At 71.0% G+C, this 15398-nt stretch carries 21 protein-coding genes; 18 read left to right on the forward strand and 3 right to left on the reverse strand.

Going from position 1 to position 15398, the window contains the following annotated elements; genetic code table 11:
* The first annotated feature begins 59 nt into the window (after nt 1–59).
* The 6 genes from E4M01_RS05915 (at nt 60) to E4M01_RS05940 (ending at nt 4197) form a co-directional block, all read left to right on the forward strand.
* Complete coding sequence (locus E4M01_RS05915; protein WP_135061778.1) at nt 60–524, forward strand: YcgN family cysteine cluster protein; 465 nt, start codon at nt 60–62, stop codon at nt 522–524.
* Between the two features lie 99 nt (nt 525–623).
* The gene (locus E4M01_RS14400) at nt 624–1061 is read left to right on the forward strand and encodes a hypothetical protein (RefSeq protein WP_135061777.1); all 438 of its coding nucleotides are present in this window, start codon (nt 624–626) and stop codon (nt 1059–1061) included.
* Nucleotides 979–2202, forward strand: a complete 1224-nt coding sequence (locus tag E4M01_RS05925) for a DNA-packaging protein (RefSeq protein ID WP_245158157.1) — start codon at nt 979–981, stop codon at nt 2200–2202. Before E4M01_RS14400 ends, E4M01_RS05925 begins: the two co-directional genes overlap by 83 nt.
* Nucleotides 2203–2342: 140 nt before the next feature.
* Nucleotides 2343–3509, forward strand: coding sequence for a phage portal protein (locus E4M01_RS05930; protein ID WP_135061776.1), 1167 nt, complete (start codon nt 2343–2345; stop codon nt 3507–3509).
* Nucleotides 3506–3733 (forward strand): hypothetical protein, encoded by a 228-nt coding sequence (locus tag E4M01_RS05935; protein WP_135061775.1) that lies wholly within the window; start codon nt 3506–3508, stop codon nt 3731–3733. Before E4M01_RS05930 ends, E4M01_RS05935 begins: the two co-directional genes overlap by 4 nt.
* Nucleotides 3730–4197: an HK97 family phage prohead protease gene (locus E4M01_RS05940; RefSeq protein ID WP_135061774.1), complete on the forward strand. Its 468-nt coding sequence runs from the start codon at nt 3730–3732 to the stop codon at nt 4195–4197. Before E4M01_RS05935 ends, E4M01_RS05940 begins: the two co-directional genes overlap by 4 nt.
* Here the strand turns inward: E4M01_RS05940 and E4M01_RS05945 are convergent.
* Together E4M01_RS05945 and E4M01_RS05950 are read right to left on the reverse strand one after the other, a co-directional pair.
* Nucleotides 4140–4688, reverse strand: coding sequence for a hypothetical protein (locus E4M01_RS05945; RefSeq protein WP_135061773.1), 549 nt, complete (start codon nt 4686–4688; stop codon nt 4140–4142). The two genes, E4M01_RS05940 and E4M01_RS05945, sit on opposite strands and share 58 nt — an antisense overlap.
* A 72-nt stretch (nt 4689–4760) precedes the next feature.
* Nucleotides 4761–5246 (reverse strand): hypothetical protein, encoded by a 486-nt coding sequence (locus tag E4M01_RS05950; RefSeq protein ID WP_135061772.1) that lies wholly within the window; start codon nt 5244–5246, stop codon nt 4761–4763.
* Between E4M01_RS05950 and E4M01_RS05955 the strand changes: the two genes are divergently transcribed.
* The 8 genes from E4M01_RS05955 to E4M01_RS05990 all read left to right on the forward strand — a co-directional run bounded on the left by E4M01_RS05955 (nt 5245) and on the right by E4M01_RS05990 (nt 9158).
* Nucleotides 5245–6474, forward strand: coding sequence for a phage major capsid protein (locus E4M01_RS05955; RefSeq protein WP_135061771.1), 1230 nt, complete (start codon nt 5245–5247; stop codon nt 6472–6474). The genes E4M01_RS05950 and E4M01_RS05955 overlap by 2 nt on opposite strands.
* A gap of 142 nt (nt 6475–6616) precedes the next feature.
* Nucleotides 6617–6883, forward strand: a complete 267-nt coding sequence (locus E4M01_RS05960) for a head-tail connector protein (protein ID WP_135061770.1) — start codon at nt 6617–6619, stop codon at nt 6881–6883.
* On the forward strand, nt 6880–7182 hold the full coding sequence (locus tag E4M01_RS05965; RefSeq protein ID WP_135061769.1) for a head-tail adaptor protein: 303 nt from the start codon (nt 6880–6882) through the stop codon (nt 7180–7182). The genes E4M01_RS05960 and E4M01_RS05965 overlap by 4 nt, the downstream gene beginning before the upstream one ends.
* Nucleotides 7179–7592 carry a DUF3168 domain-containing protein gene (locus tag E4M01_RS05970; RefSeq protein ID WP_135061768.1) on the forward strand — a complete coding sequence of 138 codons (414 nt, stop codon included), beginning with the start codon at nt 7179–7181 and terminating at the stop codon, nt 7590–7592. Before E4M01_RS05965 ends, E4M01_RS05970 begins: the two co-directional genes overlap by 4 nt.
* Before the next feature lie 122 nt (nt 7593–7714).
* A complete protein-coding gene (locus tag E4M01_RS05975) occupies nt 7715–8125 on the forward strand; it encodes a phage major tail protein, TP901-1 family (RefSeq protein ID WP_135061767.1) in 411 nt (136 codons plus the stop codon).
* Nucleotides 8122–8412 (forward strand): GTA-gp10 family protein, encoded by a 291-nt coding sequence (locus E4M01_RS05980; RefSeq protein WP_135061766.1) that lies wholly within the window; start codon nt 8122–8124, stop codon nt 8410–8412. The genes E4M01_RS05975 and E4M01_RS05980 overlap by 4 nt, the downstream gene beginning before the upstream one ends.
* A gap of 46 nt (nt 8413–8458) precedes the next feature.
* On the forward strand, nt 8459–8632 hold the full coding sequence (locus E4M01_RS05985) for a phage tail assembly chaperone (RefSeq protein ID WP_245158156.1): 174 nt from the start codon (nt 8459–8461) through the stop codon (nt 8630–8632).
* Complete coding sequence (locus tag E4M01_RS05990) at nt 8625–9158, forward strand: phage tail tape measure protein (protein ID WP_135061765.1); 534 nt, start codon at nt 8625–8627, stop codon at nt 9156–9158. Before E4M01_RS05985 ends, E4M01_RS05990 begins: the two co-directional genes overlap by 8 nt.
* 8 nt (nt 9159–9166) lie before the next feature.
* On the opposite strand, the gene E4M01_RS05995 is transcribed toward E4M01_RS05990, so the two are convergent.
* The gene (locus tag E4M01_RS05995) at nt 9167–9838 is read right to left on the reverse strand and encodes a DUF805 domain-containing protein (protein WP_135061764.1); all 672 of its coding nucleotides are present in this window, start codon (nt 9836–9838) and stop codon (nt 9167–9169) included.
* 89 nt (nt 9839–9927) lie between these two features.
* Between E4M01_RS05995 and E4M01_RS06000 the strand changes: the two genes are divergently transcribed.
* The 4 genes from E4M01_RS06000 to E4M01_RS06015 are packed head-to-tail and all read left to right on the forward strand — an operon-like array spanning nt 9928 to nt 15344.
* Nucleotides 9928–10557 (forward strand): DUF2460 domain-containing protein, encoded by a 630-nt coding sequence (locus tag E4M01_RS06000; protein ID WP_135061763.1) that lies wholly within the window; start codon nt 9928–9930, stop codon nt 10555–10557.
* A 3-nt stretch (nt 10558–10560) separates the two neighbouring features.
* A complete protein-coding gene (locus tag E4M01_RS06005; RefSeq protein ID WP_135061762.1) occupies nt 10561–11205 on the forward strand; it encodes a DUF2163 domain-containing protein in 645 nt (214 codons plus the stop codon).
* On the forward strand, nt 11202–11645 hold the full coding sequence (locus tag E4M01_RS06010; protein ID WP_135061761.1) for an NlpC/P60 family protein: 444 nt from the start codon (nt 11202–11204) through the stop codon (nt 11643–11645). Before E4M01_RS06005 ends, E4M01_RS06010 begins: the two co-directional genes overlap by 4 nt.
* Nucleotides 11646–15344, forward strand: a complete 3699-nt coding sequence (locus E4M01_RS06015; protein WP_135061760.1) for a glycoside hydrolase/phage tail family protein — start codon at nt 11646–11648, stop codon at nt 15342–15344.
* Nucleotides 15345–15398: the final 54 nt, after the last annotated feature.

Consider the following 15398-nt stretch of genomic DNA (forward strand, 5'->3'; position numbering starts at 1 on the left):
GCCAAGGCGGGACGTCTCGCCATGTCGGAAACGCCGCGACACGGCCCGGATCGCCGGCTATGAGGCCGCGCATGCGTCCTTTCTGGGAAACCAAGACCCTGGCGGAGATGAGCCCCGCCGAATGGGAGAGCCTGTGCGACGGGTGCGGCCTGTGCTGCGTGGTGCGGTTCGAGGACGAGGACACCGGCGAGGTGATCCCGACGCGGGTGCACTGCAGGCTGTTCGACCCGCAGGTCTGCGCCTGTTCCGACTACGCCAACCGCAAGGCGCAGGTGCCGGACTGCATCAAGCTGACGCCCGGCAACATCGAGGCGCTGGAGTGGATGCCCAAGTCCTGCGCCTATCTCCGGCTGCATGAGGGGCGGCCGCTGGCGGCGTGGCACCCTCTGGTGTCGGGCGATCCCGAGACGGTCCATTCGGCGGGCGTGTCGGTGCGCGGGCAGACGATCAGCGAGCTGAGCCTGGCCGAGCCCGAGGACGCGCTGGACTTCGAAGCGCCGGAATGGGCGGTCGAGCGCGGCTGAGCGCGCAGTCGGTCGGGCGAGGCTGCTGATCGACAAGGTGTTTCTCGATTCCTGAGGCGACTTGCGCGCCCGAGGACGCTGGCCCGCTATGGTCTGGGCATGACGGGAAAAAGCGAAGAGGCGGGGCGGGCCGAGGCGTGGCTGGAGGAGGTGTTCCAGACGCTGAAGGGCCTGACCGACGAGCTGCTGGCCGTCGCCAGGGCGGCCCCGGCGCCGGAGCTGGGCGAGGTCGACAAGCGCGGCCGCACGCTGAACGTGATCGCCCGCGCGGCCAAGGCCGTGGCCGCTCTGATCACGCCGCTTCGCAAGGCCCGCGACACCCAAGAGGACGACATGCGCGAAGACCATGACATCATCGACGACGCCGAAGACGGACGACTGCGCGACGATCTGGAGTCTCGCATCGACCATCTTTGCGGGATCGTCGAACGCAAGGGACGCGGCGCTTCAGCTGGTGCGCCGGGCCGATCGGTCGCGGCTGAGGGCGCTGCTGGAGACCGCGCCGCGGCTGACGGACGGGCAGGCGTGGCCGCTTGAAGACGGCTGGCGGACCTGGGTGCTGCTGGGCGGACGCGGGTCGGGCAAGACCTTCGCCGGCGCCTTCTGGCTGAGCCAGCTGGCGAAGCGGGCGGATCGCACCTTCGCCCTGGTCGGGCCGGCGTTGCACGACGTGCGCGAGGTGATGGTGGAGGGGCCGTCAGGCCTGAAGGCGCAGGCACGGCGCGAGAACCGGCCGCGCTGGGAGGCAGGACGGCGGCGGCTGGTGTGGCCGTCGGGCGCCGTGGCCTACGCCTTCTCGGCCGAGGACCCGGACAGTTTGAGGGGGCCGCAGTTCCATGCGGCCTGGGCGGACGAGTTCTGCGCCTGGCGGAACCCGGAGGCGACGCTGTCGAACCTGAGGTTCGGGCTGAGGCTGGGGGCTGATCCCAAGCTGGCGATCACCACCACACCGCGGCCGATCCCGAGCCTGAGGCGGCTGCTGGCGGAGGAGGGCGCAGTCACGGCGAGGCTGGCCACGGCGGGCAATGCGGACAATCTGGCGCCGGGCTTTTTGGAGCATCTGAAGGCGCTCTACGCCGGGACGCGGCTGGAGGCGCAGGAGATGGAGGGGCTGGTCGTGGAAGCCGACGGCGCCCTGTTCCGGGCCGAGGATCTGGCGCGGGCGCGGGGAAGCCGGCCGGCGCGGCTGGACCGGATCGTGGTGGCGGTGGATCCGCCGGCCAGCGCGCACGGCGACGCCTGCGGGATCGTGGTTGCGGGGCGCAGGGACGGCGTGGGCCATGTGCTGGCGGATCGCTCGGCGCGGGGCCTGTCGCCGCTGGGCTGGGCGCGGCGGGTGGCTGAGGCGGCCAGGGAATTTGAAGCGAACCAGGTGATCGCGGAGGCCAATCAGGGCGGCGAGATGGTGCGCAGCGTGCTGGCCCAGGCGGGGTGCGAGGCTCCGATCAAGCTGGTTCACGCCAGCCGGGCCAAGCGGGCGCGGGCCGAGCCGGTCGCGGCACTGTACGAGCAGGGGCGGGTGGTGCACTGCGCGGCCTTTCCCGAGCTTGAGGAAGAGCTGATGGCCCTGGGCGCCAGCGAGCATCGGCGCAGCCCGGACCGGGCCGATGCGCTGGTCTGGGCGCTGACGGAGCTGCTGCTGACGGGGCGGGCGGCGCCGAGGGCGCGGGCGATGTGACCCTGTCTCGCTGTCATCCTCGGGCTTGACCCGAGGATCCAGCGGCGGCGCGGGGGAACTCAGTCTGGCAGAGTTCAGGCGTCGTGCGGCTGGGCCCTCGGGTCAAGCCCGAGGGTGACGGCGGATATAGGGAGAACCACATGGATTGGCGACGACCGTTCGGTCGGCGGCGCGCGGGCGCGCCTGAGGTCAAGGAAAGCCGGGTAGGGGCGGTCATAGCGCTCGGCGGCGCAGGTCGGGCGCAATGGACGCCGCGAGACTATGCGGCGCTGGCGCGGGAGGGGTTCGCCAGGAACCCGGTGGCCTATCGCTGCATCCGCATGATCGCGGAGGCGGCGGCGTCGACGCCGCTGGCGGTGCTGGCGGACGGGGTGCGCGACGATGAGCATCCGCTGGCCCGGCTTCTGGCCAAGCCCAATCCCGAACAGTCGGCACCGGAGCTGATGGAGCAGGTGTTCGCGGCGCTGCAGACGGCGGGCAACGCCTATCTGGAGGCGTCGGGCGACCAGGACGGCGACGGCGCGCCCGATGAGCTGTGGGCGCTGAGGCCGGATCGGGTGAAGGTGGTGCCCGGTCGGCACGGCTGGCCCGAGGCCTATGAATATTCCGCCGGCGGCAGGGCGGTGCGGATCGGGCGGCAGGCGGACGGCTGGTCGCCGGTGATGCAGTTGAAGCTGTTTCATCCGACGGACGATCACTATGGCTTTTCGCCGCTGGAGGCGGCGGCCATGGCGGTGGATGCGCACAATGCGGCCGGGGCCTGGAACAAGGCGCTGCTGGACAATGCGGCGCGGCCCTCGGGGGCGCTGGTCTATGGCGCGGCGGACGGGGAGCGGCTGACGGCGGATCAGTTCGAGGCGCTGAAGGCCGAGCTGTCGGAGGCGCATTCCGGGGCGGCGAACGCCGGGCGGCCGCTGCTGCTGGAAGGCGGGCTGGACTGGAAGCCGATGAGTCTGACGCCCGCGGACATGGACTTCATCGCCGGCAAGCACGCGGCCGCGCGCGAGATCGCCCTGGCGTTCGGGGTGCCGCCGCAGCTGCTGGGGATACCGGGCGACGCGACCTATTCGAACTATCGCGAGGCCAATGCGGCCTTCTGGCGTCAGACGGTGATCCCGCTAGTCAGGAAGGCGTCGGGGGCGATGACAGGATGGCTGGGAAGCCGGTTCGTCGGTTGTCGGATCGAGCCCGATCTGGACGCCATCCCGGCGCTGCAGGTCGAGCGCGACGCCCTATGGGCGCGGCTGGAGGCGGCGAGTTTTCTGACGCCGGAGGAGAGACGGCGCATGGCGGGGCTGGGGGCATGAGCGACTTCAGGAAGGCGCCGGCGGCCCTGGTCGTCGCGTTGGTGGTGCAGACGGTCGGAGGGCTGGTGTGGGCCGGCGGGGCGGCGGCGCGGATCGCGACGCTGGAGCAGCGGGTCGGCGAGCAGCGGCTGGTGGCCGAGCGCCTGGCGCGGCTGGAGGAGCAGGGCGTGGCGACCCGCGCGGCCGTGGAGCGGATCGAGCGACGGCTGGAGGGGGGAAGATGAGTGGCGGGGCACTCCGCATCGAAGGCTACGCCTCGTTGTGGGGCCAGGCCGATCTGAACGGAGACGTGACGGCGAAGGGCGTGTTCGCCCAGAGCCTGGCGCGGACCGGGGCGGGCGGGGTCAGGATGCTGAGCCAGCACGAGGGCCGGGCAGTGGTAGGGGTGTGGGACGAGATGATCGAGGACGACCGGGGCCTGAGGGTCAAGGGCCGCATCCTGGACTGGTCGGCCGAGGCGCGTTTCGCCCAGGCGATGGCGCGGGCAGGGGCGCTGGACGGGCTGTCGATCGGCTTTCGCGCGGCGAAGGCGAGGCGGGACGGGCGGCTGCGCGTGCTGAGCGCCGTGGACCTGTGGGAAGTGTCGCTGGTGACCTTTCCCATGCTTCCGGGGGCGCGGTTTCGGGTCGGTCAGTCCGGCAGGTATTGCGGCGGCAGGGGCAGGGACGGCTCCTCGGCCTGCCAGTAGACGGAGACGATCCACCAACGCTGGCCATCGTCGAACAGCTGGATGGAGTTGATCCCGCGCAGGAAGGGTTCGGCGTCGGTGGAGGCGCGGCGGGCCTCGTAGGTGGAGAAGACGTGGGTCAGGCCGCCGAAGCGTTCGACGCGGCGGGCGATCTCGCGCTCGTGGAAGCCCTGGCCGATCAGGCCGGGGCCGGCGCGCTCGACGTACTGCTCCGGCGTCAGAAGACCCAGGTTCCGACGACTGTCGCGCAGCGGGCCGATGGGCATGAGCCGGCCGGTGGGATGGAACAGGGTTCGGAAGCGGTCCCAGTCGCGAGCCTGGCCCTGATCTCCGGAGATGACGTCGTAGAGGGCCGCGATGATGGCGTCGGCGGAGGCGACGTCGGCGGCGTGGGCGGGATTGGAGGCGGCTTGCGGAGCGGGGGCAGGCGTTTGGGCCTCAGCGGTCGGAGCCAACAGCGCGAGCGCGACGGCGATGGGGATGAAACGCATCAGAATAAGCCTCCGAAGATTGGATCGCTGACATGATCGGCCAAACTTGTCAGCTTCTCCTGCCCGTGTGCGCTAGCGATCTCTTGCTGATCCAAACAAAAAACCTGGGGTCCAGATTGTGGTCATCATAATCAAGACTGTTCCATGAATGACTGTCACCAACAATCGATTATCAGAGGTTACAACATCTGACTGCTGAATCCAGAAGAGGGCAATATAACTAGCCCACATAATCAGCATAACTACAATCTTAAGAGCAGATGCCAATGGACGTTGGCGAAAGATATCGCGAATAGGGGGACCGCCGTCCTGGTGGTTTCGCCAAGCGAGGCTCGCCAGCCAGATCGGGAGAAACAGGATGCTCCCACCTATGGCGAACCAATGACCCCAAGGCTGTATGGCGAGCGTGAAACAGACGATCAGGACGGCGACGCTGGCAAGTCCCAGCAGGGTCGGCATGCGACCGACACCCACCGACTGAGTTTTTCCGATTTCGGCAAGCTTCCCCACGTCCGAAAAATAACCGCGATCGGCGGTTCCTTCAACCGGAGATATCATGAAAGAGACCAAACAGGCCCCGGCTCAGCCGGAGGCGCGCGAGGCCGTGCGCGAGATGATGACGGCGTTCGAGGCCTTCAAACAGGCCAATGACGCGCGGCTGGACGAGATCGAGAAGAAGGCCTGCGCCGACACGCTGCTGGAGGCCAAGGTGGCGCGCATCGACCAGGCGGTCTCGGCGGCGCAGGCGCGGCTGGATCGCGCGATCAGCGCCACGCGGCGCCCGGCGCTGGAGGCGGTCGAGCCGGTCGGGCTGGCCAGCGCGCCGGAGGCTAAGGCGGCTTGGGACGGCTATCTGCGCGCCGGCGGCGTGCAGGGGCTGGAGCTGAAGGCGGGCCTGTCGTCGGCGGCGAACTCGGGCGGCTATGTCGTGCCGCCGGAGACGGAGCGGGCCATCGAGCGCCGGCTGATGGCGGGGTCGCCCATACGCGAGATCGCCACGGTGCGCACGGTGGCCTCGGGCGTGTTCAGAAAGCCGGTGTCGACGGCGGGGATCGCTTCGGGCTGGGTGGCCGAGACGGCGGCGCGTCCCGAGACGGATCCGGCGACCCTGGCGCTGCTGGAGTTCCCGGCCGCCGACCTCTACGCCAATCCGGCGGCGACGCAGAGCCTGCTGGACGATGCGCTGGTGGACCTGGACGAATGGCTGGCCGCCGAGGTCGAGGACGCCTTCGCCGCTCAAGAGACGCAGGCCTTCGTCACCGGCGACGGGACGAACAAGCCGCGCGGCTTCCTGAGCTACACGACCGTGGCGGACGCGACCCAGACCTGGGGGCAGATCGGCTATGTCGCCTCGGGCGCCGCGGGCGGATTCGCGGCGGCCAATCCGGCCGACAAGCTGATCGACCTGGTCTATGCGCCCAAGGCCCAGTACCGACCGAACGGCCGCTTCGTGATGAATCGCAAGACGGTCTCGGCCGTGCGCAAGTTCAAGGACGCGGACGGCAACTACATCTGGCAGCCGGCGCAGCGGGCGGGCGAGACGGCGAGCCTGCTGGGCTATGCGGTGACCGAGATCGAGACGATGCCGGACCTCGCGGCCAACAGTCTGTCGATCGCGTTCGGCGACTTTCAGAAGGGCTATCTGATCGTCGACCGGGCGGGGGTGCGGGTGCTGCGCGACCCCTACTCGGCCAAACCCTATGTGCTGTTCTACACGACCAAGCGGGTCGGCGGCGGGGTGCAGAACTTCGACGCGATCAAGGTAATGAAGTTCAGCGCGACGTAGTCGCGCTGAGTGGCGAGTGGTCAGTGGCGAGTGGCGAGAGCCGCTCGTCGCTGGCGTCGGCATGAATAGGCGAGGCGAAGAGCTGGGATTGGCGATGGCTCGCCACTCGTCACTCGCCACTATCGAGCAAAGCGAGATTCATATGACCGCACCCGTGACGCTCACGGAGGCGAAGCTGTTCCTGCGCGTCGAGCACGACGCGGAGGAGGGGCTGATCCAGACGCTGATCGATGCGGCGCGCGCGCGGGTCGAGGGCGATGTGGGCCTGAGCCTGACGTCGACCAGCCCGGCGCCACTGAGGCTGGCGATCCTGATGCTGACGCTGCGCGCCTATGAGCGCGGCGAGGCCGAGATGGCGATCGGGCCGGTGGAGGCCTGGATCGCGCCATACCGCGTGGTGAGACTATGAGGGTGTTGGCCCGGGTGCTGAGCCCGGTCGAGACGGTGACCCCCTACGGCGGGCGGGCCACGACCTATGAGCCGGCGGGGATGGTGTGGCTGGCGCTGGGGGTCCGGCGGCGGCGCACGCGGACGGAAGCGGGCGCGGCGCGGGCGACCGAGACGTTGAGCGCGGGGACGCGGGCCGATCCGCGGCTGGCGGTGGGCCAGGTGCTGCGCTTTGGCGGAGCGGACTGGACGCTGGATTGCCTGGCGCCCGACGCGGCCCGTCCGGGGCGTCTGAAGCTGGAGCTGGAGCGGCGCCGATGAGCGATCATCAGAACGGGCTGGTGCGCGGGATCGTGCGGCGGCTGGGCGAGGATGCGAGCGTGGCGGCCCTACTGGGCGAGCCGGCGCGGATCTGGGACCAGCCGCCGGAGGACGCGGGCTTTCCCCACGTGCGGATCGGGGCTTGCGACAGCCGGCCGGTGGCGGCCGACGGCGGGGCGGTCGAGCACCGGCTGAGCCTGACGGTCGTCTCGACCTTTTCGGGCGCGGAAGAGGCGCGGGCGGTCGCGGCGGCGGTGCGTGCGGCGCTGGAGGATGCGCGGCTGGAGGCCGACGGGGTGCGGACGGTCAGTCTGGGCGTCAGCCTGGTGGAGACCTTCCGCGCGACGGACCTGGGCCGGGCCTATGCGGTCATCCGCCTGCGGGCGGTGACGGAAGAGAGTGGCGAGTGATGAGTGGCGAGTGGCGAGACAGGTCACGCGCGCCCCGCGGCGCCGTGAGGGACGGGCGGGTCGGGCGGTGATCGCTCGTCACTCGTCACTCGCCACTCATCACTAAATCAAAGGAGGCGGCCATGGGCGCGCAGCGCGGCAAGGACATGCTGCTGAAGATCGAGGGCGCGGGGGGCGTCTATGAGACGGTCGCGGGCCTGAGGGCGCGAACCATCTCGCTGAACGCGCGAAGCGTGGACGTGACCGACGCGGACAGCGCCGGGCGGTGGCGCGAGCTGCTGGCGGGCGCGGGCGTGCGCTCGGCGGCGGTGTCGGGGCAGGGCGTGTTTCGGGATGCGGCCTCGGACGCCGTGATCCGGGAGAGCTTCTTCGAGCAGTCGGCCAAGCGCTGGCGGCTGATCGTTCCGGACTTCGGCGTGCTGGAGGGGCCGTTTCTGGTGGCGGCGCTGGAATACGCCGGCGAGCACGAGGGCGAGGCCAGTTTCGCCCTGAGCCTGGCCAGCGCGGGGCCGGTGGAGTTCAGCGCGCTGTGACGGCGGCGAACGGGGCGCGGGGCGAGGTCGCGGTGACGCTGGGCGGGGCGCGGCGAAGGCTGTGCCTGACGCTGGGCGCGCTGGCGGAGATCGAGACGGGGCTGGCGCTGGACGGGCTGGAGGCGTTGGGCGAGCGGATGCGGCGGTTGTCGGCGCGGGACCTGATGGTGGTGCTGGCGGCGCTGTTGCGGGGCGGCGGGGAAGAGGACGCGGAGCTTGTGGCGCGGTCGGTCGACCCGAAGGCGGCGGCCGAGGCTGTGGCCGCGGCGTTCGCGGCATGTTGCTAGGCGCTATCGCTCGCGACGCGGTCGCTCACTGCTGGAGCGCAGTCCCGTGACACCGTGGGCGGACATGATGCGGGCGGCGGCCAGTGCGGGGGTCTCGCCCGAGGGCTTCTGGCGGCTGTCGCTGAGGGAATTCCGCTGGCTGACCGAGGTCGAGGGCGGCGGGGCGCCGATGTCTCACGCCGAATTGGATCGAATGAGGGAGCAGTGGCCCGATGAGTGATGCGTTTCGACCGGACGGCCTGGACGCCGTCCCGCTGAAGGCGGCGGAGGCGGCGGCGGCGCTGGAGGGACTGAAGGCGCCGGCGGAGCGGGCGGCCAATGCGATCGACGAGGCGTTCGGCAAGGCGGGCGACAGCCTGACCCGGTCGCTGGCGCGGGCGGCGGCGGATGGCGAGGTGACGCTGGCCGAGCTGGCGCGGGCGGTGCTGAACGCGGTCAATGCGGCGGCAGGCGGCGGGCGTGGACAGGGTCTGGCGGAAGCGGTGGCGCGGGCGGTCGGCGGAGCCTTTTCCGGCACGCGGGCCGAGGGTGGACCGGTCGTGGCCGGCGGCGCCTATCTGGTCGGAGAGCGCGGGCCGGAAGTGTTTCGTCCGGCGAGCGGCGGCAGCGTCGAGCCGATGGCGGCGGGGCAAGGCGTGACCGTCAACATCCGAATGGACGGCGGCGGCCCAGGCCTGATGCGGTCTGAGGCGCAGATCGCCCAGATGCTGGCGCGCGCCACGGCCTTGGGCGCGCGCCGGCTTTAGAAGAGCGCTTACTCGCCCTTGGGGTTGGGGCCGTATTTGTTGGCGCCGGGCTGGCTGTTGCCGATGCCCATCCAGAGCCAGAAGGCCAGGCTGACCAGGGCGGCGATGGCCATGAGGCCGAAGGCGGAACCGCCGGTGGCCAGCAGGACCTCGGGGTCCATGGTCGACATGGCGTTGGGGTTGGTCAGGATCTGCATGCCGAAGGCCGAGACCATCAGGCCAAAGGCGCCGTACCAGAGCACCCACGGTATCACGACCAGCCAGCCGGGCTTGCCCATGTCGTGGAAGCGTTTGAAGCCGATGGCGAAGTGCGGAACCAGCAGGATCAAGCCGGCGATGAAGCTGATGGCGGGCATGAAGCTGAAGACGATGCCGAGCACGAACAGCACGGCCCAGCCGATCCAGAAATGCTTGCGGCGAATCCGGCCCTTGAAGGACAGGAACAGGCCCTTCCAATCGATCTTGTCGGAGACGGGGGCCTCTTCGCCGCCCACGGCGCCGGACAGGATCATGATCTGGGTGGCGCGCGAGCCGTCCGGCGCGAAGTCCGCGCGGACGCCGACGCGGGCGACACCCGGCGGATGGATGGCCGAGCGCTCGAAGCCGTAGCGGACGCCGTCGTCGCCGCTGATGAGACCAGTGCCGGTCACGTCGTCGTAGCTGAGAATTTCTCCGCGCATGCGGAAGCCCTCCGATTGTCCCGGCCACCCCCGGCCGTGCGGCGAGCATGGACGAGGCTGTGGCGCGTCACAAGACAAGAGGAGACGACATGACCCTGGATCAGGCGTTTCATGAGGTGCGGCTGCCGGCGCGGCTGGCGTTCGGATCGACCGGCGGGGTAGAGCGGCGCACCGAGGTGTTGACGCTGGCTTCGGGCTTCGAGCGCCGGTCCACGCCGTGGGCGCTGGGTCGCCGGCGGTACCTGATCGGGGCGGGTCTGCGTTCGCTGGACGACCTGGCGGCTCTGACGGCCTTTTTCGAAGCCCGGCGCGGCCGGCTGCACGGGTTCCGCTTCCGGGATTTCGCCGACTATCGATCGAGCGCGCCGGGCGCGGCGCCAAGCGCGACCGACCAGCGGATCGGGACCGGCGACGGCGCAGGCCGGACCTTCCAGTTGACGAAGGCCTACGGCGACGTGGTTCGCGATATCGCCAAGCCGGTGGAGGGCACGGTGCGGGTCGCGGTCGGTGGCGTCGAGCTGTCTGCGGATCAGGTCGAGATTGCGCCGACGACCGGGCAGGTCACTCTGGCGAGCGCGCCGGCCATGGGCGCGGCGGTGACGGCGGGGTTCGAGTTCGACACGCCGGTGCGGTTCGACACCGATCGACTGGAGGCGACGCTGGAGACCTTCGAGGCGGGGCGGCTGACGGCGGCGCCGCTGATCGAGATCCGGGTCTGAGCCATGCGGTTCGTTCCTGAGGAAATGAACGCCCGGATGGCCTCCGGCGCGGCGACGCTGTGCCATGTGTGGATACTGCGCGCCGGCGAGACGGTGCTGGGGTTCACCGACCACGACCGTGTCCTAAACGTCGAAGGCGTCGACTGCCATCCCGAGGCGGGCTGGCGCCAGGGCGCGGCGGCGACTGAGCTTGGACTGTCGCCGGGTCAGGCGACGGCTGACGGAGCACTGGGAGCGGACGGCCTGGCCGAGACGGACATCGCGGGCGGCCGGCTGGACGGGGCGCGGGTCGAACTGTTCCGGGTGGACTGGGATCGACCGGCGTTGAAGGTCCGGCTGTGGGCCGGGACGCTGACGCGCATCCGGCGGGCCGGCGGCGGCTTCGAGGTCGAGCTGGAGGGCCCGATGGCGGCCCTGGAGCGAGTGGTGGGGCGCACCTATGGGCGTCTGTGCGACGCGGTGCTGGGCGATGCGCGCTGCCGGACTGACCCGGTCGGCCGGACGTGCGACAAGCGATACGCCACCTGTTCGGGGACGTTCGGAAACGGGAAGAACTTTCAGGGCTTTCCGCACTTGCCGGGCGAGGATTTCCTGACGGCTCACCCGGCCAACGGGCGACGCAACGACGGCGGGAGCCGCGGGTCGTGAGGGCGAGGGCGCTGGAGGCGGCGCGCGCCTGGCTGGGCACGCCGTATCGGCATCAGGCCAGCGCCAAGGGGGCCGGCGCCGACTGTCTGGGGCTGGTGCGCGGGGTTTGGCGTGAAGTCGTCGGCGAGGAGCCTGAAGCGACGCCGGCCTACAACCCGGACTGGGCCGAGGTCGGGGGCGAGGAAGCGCTGCTGGCGGCCGCGGGGCGCTGGCTGACGCCGATCGGCCTGGACGAGGTTCAGCCGGGCGACGTGATCCTGTTCCGCATGAGTGCGGACGTTCCGGTCAAGCACTGCGCCATCCTGAGCGCCGACGACGGGCCGGAGCCCAGGATGATCCACGCCTATTGGGGGCGGGCGGTGGTCGAAAGCTGGATGGGGGCGTGGTGGAAACGGCGGCTGGCGGCCGCCTTCACCTGGCCCGAGACGGGAGAGCATTGAATGGCGCAGGCGGTTCTGGGCGGGCTGGGCGGCGCGCTGGCGGGCGGGGTCGGACAGGCGGTCGGCGCGGCGCTGGGCCGGGTTGTGGACAACGGGCTGGTGGCCGCCCTGGCGCCGCCGCAGCAGCGCGGGCCCAGGCTGGAAGGCCTGAAGCTCCAGTCCTCGGCCGAGGGCGCGCCGATGGCCTGCGTGTTCGGCCGGGCGCGGGTTACGGGCCAGGTCATCTGGGCCGCGCGGTTCCTGGAGCGACGACGCACGACGTCAGCCGGCAAGGGTGGGCCGCGCACGACCGAAAACGACTATTCGCTGAGCTTCGCCGTGGCGCTGTGCGAGGGTCCGATCGACGGGATTGGCCGCGTGTGGGCTGACGGCCAGCCGATGGATCTGTCGGGCGTGACGATGCGGGTGCATCGGGGCGGACCGGATCAGGCGCCGGATTCCCTGATCGAGGCGGTCGAGGGCGCCGCGCCGGCCTATCGGGGCGTCGCCTATGTGGTGTTCGAGGACCTGTCGCTGGGTCCGTTCGGCAATCGGGCGCCGCAGCTGAGTTTCGAGGTGTTCCGGCGTCCGCTGGGAAGCGCGCCGGGCCTGGAGGATCGTCTGGAGGGGGTGTGCCTGATCCCCGGCGCCGGCGAGTTCTGCCTGGCGGACGAAGTCGTGCTGCGGCGCGACGGCCTGACCCGGGTGGTCGCCGAAAACATGAACAATGCTGAGGGGCGACCGGACTTGGCGGTCTCGCTGGATCAGTTGGAGGCCCAGTGCCCGAAGCTGAAGCGCGTCAGCCTGGTGGTCGGATGGTTCGGCGACGACCTGAGGGCCGGGCATTGCCGCGTTCGGCCGGGCGTCGAGCGACGCGACAAGCTGACGATCCCGCAGGTCTGGAACGTGGCCGGCCTAGACCGTCAAGCGGCGCATCTGATCTCTAGGAGCGGCGGGAGCCCGGCCTATGGCGGCACGCCGTCTGACGCCAGCGTGCGTCAGGCGATCCGGGCGCTGAAGGCGCGCGGCTGGGCGGTGACGCTGTATCCGTTCGTCTTCATGGACGTGCCGAGCGACAATGCGTTGCCGGACCCCTATGGCGGCGCGCGCCAGGCGGCCTATCCGTGGCGAGGGCGGATCAGGGGACGGGACGGGGCCGAGGCGGCGAGCGATGTCGCCGCCCTGTTCGGGACGGCGCAAGGCTGGGGCCTGCGACGCATGGCGCTGCATTATGCGCGGATGGCGGCCGAGGAAGGGGCGGCGGGCCTGCTCATCGGGTCGGAGATGCGGGGGCTGACCTGGACCCGGGACGCGGACGGCGGGTATCCGGCTGTGGCTCAGCTGCGCGCCCTGGCCGCAGAATGCCGGACGGTGGTCGGGCCGGGCTTCGACCTGTCCTATGCGGCGGACTGGTCGGAGTATTTCGGCCACCAGCCGCAGGACGGCTCGGGCGACGTGATCTTTCACCTGGACCCGCTGTGGGCCGATGCGAACATCGATTATGTCGGCATCGACTGGTATCCGCCGATGGGCGACTGGCGCGCGGGCGAGGGCGGGCTGGACGCCGAGGCGGGCGCGGCCGGGCCGGCGGACCCCGCCTATCTGGCCGGTCAGGTCGCGGGCGGCGAGGGACATGACTGGTTCTACGCCGATGCAGAGGCGCGGGCCGCGCAGGACCGCAGGCCGATCCTGGACGGCGCGCATGGCGAGCACTGGGTTTTCCGGCCCAAGGACCTGAAGGGCTGGTGGTCGAACCGCCACCACGACCGTCCGGGCGGCGTGCGGCAGGTGACGCCCACGGCCTGGACGCCGAGGCTGAAGCCGATCCGGCTGACGGAGTTCGGCTGCGCGGCGGTGGATCGCGGGGCAAATGCGCCCAATCTGTTTCAGGACCCGAAGAGCGCGGAGAACGCCCTGCCGCCGCATTCGACGGGCGGGCGCGACGATCGCATGCAGCGGCGCCTGCTCGACGCGGTGCTGACGCACTATGCCGAGCCCGAGGCCAATCCGGTGTCGCAGGTCTATGGCGGGCCCATGCTGGCGGGTGCGGACGCCTGGTGCTGGGATGCGCGGCCCTATCCGGCGTTCCCTGGAAGGTCGGACGTGTGGGCGGACGCCGGCGGCTGGCGGACGGGCCACTGGCTCAACGGACGCCTGACGGGCGAGGCGACGGCGATGCTGGAAGCCATTCTGAGGCGCGGAGGGCTGGGTGAAGCGGACTTCGTAGTCGAGCCGCCGATGGTCGGCCTGGCCGGCTATGTGATCGACCGGCCCATGCGGACGCGCGACGCGCTGGAGCCTCTGCTGGAGGTGCTGGGCGTGGCGGCGGCCGAGCGGAGCGGCCGGGTCGCCCTGATCGCCGATCAGGCGGAGACGATCGATCTGGATGACGGGGACATGACGCTGCCGGAAGATGGGTCGCCGTTGCGCATCACGCGGCGGCTCGAGGCCGCGCCCTCGGCGGCGCGGGTGCGGTTCATTGATGACGAAACCGACTATCAGGTCGGCACCGTAATCGTGCGCGGCGAGGGGGAGGGCGGCGGGGTGGACCGGGACCTGCCGATCGTGTGCGGCCGAGGAACGGCCGAAGCGCAGGCGCGAAAGCTGCTGCGCCAGGGCGGGGTGCGGGAGACGGCGTCCCTGAGCGTGGGGCCGGGCGCGGTCCTGACGCTCGAGCCGGGCGATGTCGTGAGGGCGCCGGGCCTCGAAGGCCGCTGGCGCGTGCAAAGCCTGGATATGGACGAGACGCCAAGCCTGGGACTGGCCCCGGTCGAAGCCATCGAGCCGGGATGGGACGAGGGGCCGTCGTCCCCGGCCGCGCCGCTGACGCCGCTGGGCCCGCCTTGGTTCGCGGTGCTGGAGCTGCCGCCCTCCGAGAGCGGACCGAGAGCGCCCCTGTTCGTGGCGGCCGCGGAGCCCTGGGGCGGGGCGGACCTGCATGTCGGGGTGAGCGCCGATCCACTGAGGCCGGTCGCGTCGGCTTCGGCGCCGTGCTCTGTAGGCGTGCTGAGCGAGGCCCTGGCGCCAGGCAGAGCGGGGCGGTGGGATGAAGCCAGCGCCTTATGCATCCGACTGGAGGGCCGGGACCCGTCGGGCGCGATCGACGCCCTGGTGCTGGGCGGGCGCAATCGGCTGGCGGTCGAGGTCGAGCCCGGGCGCTGGGAGGTGCTGGCGTTCGCGCGAGCTGAGCCGATGGCGGACGGGGCGTGGCGGTTGTCGCGCCTGCTGCGCGGGCTGGACGGGACGGAGGTCGAGGCCTTGGCCGGGGCGGCGGCAGGCTCCGTGGTCGTGATGGTCGACGAGGCGGTGGCGGAGGCGGCCCTGACGCGCGCGGAGCGGGACGTGGAGCTGCTGGCCCGGGCTGTGCCGCGCGGGGCGCCGCCTGGGGGTGTTGTGGCGACGGCGACGAGTCTGCGCTGGACTGGGCGCGGTCTGAAGGGCTGGGCGCCCGCGCGGCTGGAGGTCAGGCGCGGGTCGGGCGGGCTTGAAGCGTCATGGCTGGCGCGCAGGCCGGGGCATGACGGCTGGGACGAAATCGATCCGCGCAATGTCGGACCCTGGAGGGTGACGCTGTCGAACCAAGCCGGGCGACTTGACTTGGAGGTGGCCGATAGCGGTCTGGAGACTGTCGATCCCTGGCCGGAGCAGCCGATCACCGTTGACGTGTGCGAGTGGGTCGAGGGCGTCGGTTGGGGTGCGGCTGCGCACGCAGCGGCCTAGGCGCCCTTTCGGTCGGGGCCGCCATGGCCTAACTGACAGACCTGACTTCCAGCG

Source organism: Brevundimonas sp. MF30-B (assembly GCF_004683885.1).
In the GTDB taxonomy this organism is placed as follows: domain Bacteria; phylum Pseudomonadota; class Alphaproteobacteria; order Caulobacterales; family Caulobacteraceae; genus Brevundimonas.

What these genes read in the sequence shown, in the direction of transcription:
- E4M01_RS05915 (WP_135061778.1), top strand. Translation starts at nt 60, where the DNA reads ATGAGGCCGCGCATGCGTCCTTTCTGGGAAACCAAGACCCTGGCGGAG.
- E4M01_RS14400 (WP_135061777.1), top strand. Translation starts at nt 624, where the DNA reads ATGACGGGAAAAAGCGAAGAGGCGGGGCGGGCCGAGGCGTGGCTGGAG.
- E4M01_RS05930 (WP_135061776.1), top strand. Translation starts at nt 2,343, where the DNA reads ATGGATTGGCGACGACCGTTCGGTCGGCGGCGCGCGGGCGCGCCTGAG.
- E4M01_RS05935 (WP_135061775.1), top strand. Translation starts at nt 3,506, where the DNA reads ATGAGCGACTTCAGGAAGGCGCCGGCGGCCCTGGTCGTCGCGTTGGTG.
- E4M01_RS05940 (WP_135061774.1), top strand. Translation starts at nt 3,730, where the DNA reads ATGAGTGGCGGGGCACTCCGCATCGAAGGCTACGCCTCGTTGTGGGGC.
- E4M01_RS05945 (WP_135061773.1), bottom strand. Translation starts at nt 4,688, where the DNA reads ATGCGTTTCATCCCCATCGCCGTCGCGCTCGCGCTGTTGGCTCCGACC.
- E4M01_RS05955 (WP_135061771.1), top strand. Translation starts at nt 5,245, where the DNA reads ATGAAAGAGACCAAACAGGCCCCGGCTCAGCCGGAGGCGCGCGAGGCC.
- E4M01_RS05950 (WP_135061772.1), bottom strand. Translation starts at nt 5,246, where the DNA reads ATGATATCTCCGGTTGAAGGAACCGCCGATCGCGGTTATTTTTCGGAC.
- E4M01_RS05960 (WP_135061770.1), top strand. Translation starts at nt 6,617, where the DNA reads ATGACCGCACCCGTGACGCTCACGGAGGCGAAGCTGTTCCTGCGCGTC.
- E4M01_RS05965 (WP_135061769.1), top strand. Translation starts at nt 6,880, where the DNA reads ATGAGGGTGTTGGCCCGGGTGCTGAGCCCGGTCGAGACGGTGACCCCC.
- E4M01_RS05970 (WP_135061768.1), top strand. Translation starts at nt 7,179, where the DNA reads ATGAGCGATCATCAGAACGGGCTGGTGCGCGGGATCGTGCGGCGGCTG.
- E4M01_RS05975 (WP_135061767.1), top strand. Translation starts at nt 7,715, where the DNA reads ATGGGCGCGCAGCGCGGCAAGGACATGCTGCTGAAGATCGAGGGCGCG.
- E4M01_RS05990 (WP_135061765.1), top strand. Translation starts at nt 8,625, where the DNA reads ATGAGTGATGCGTTTCGACCGGACGGCCTGGACGCCGTCCCGCTGAAG.
- E4M01_RS05995 (WP_135061764.1), bottom strand. Translation starts at nt 9,838, where the DNA reads ATGCGCGGAGAAATTCTCAGCTACGACGACGTGACCGGCACTGGTCTC.
- E4M01_RS06000 (WP_135061763.1), top strand. Translation starts at nt 9,928, where the DNA reads ATGACCCTGGATCAGGCGTTTCATGAGGTGCGGCTGCCGGCGCGGCTG.
- E4M01_RS06005 (WP_135061762.1), top strand. Translation starts at nt 10,561, where the DNA reads ATGCGGTTCGTTCCTGAGGAAATGAACGCCCGGATGGCCTCCGGCGCG.
- E4M01_RS06015 (WP_135061760.1), top strand. Translation starts at nt 11,646, where the DNA reads ATGGCGCAGGCGGTTCTGGGCGGGCTGGGCGGCGCGCTGGCGGGCGGG.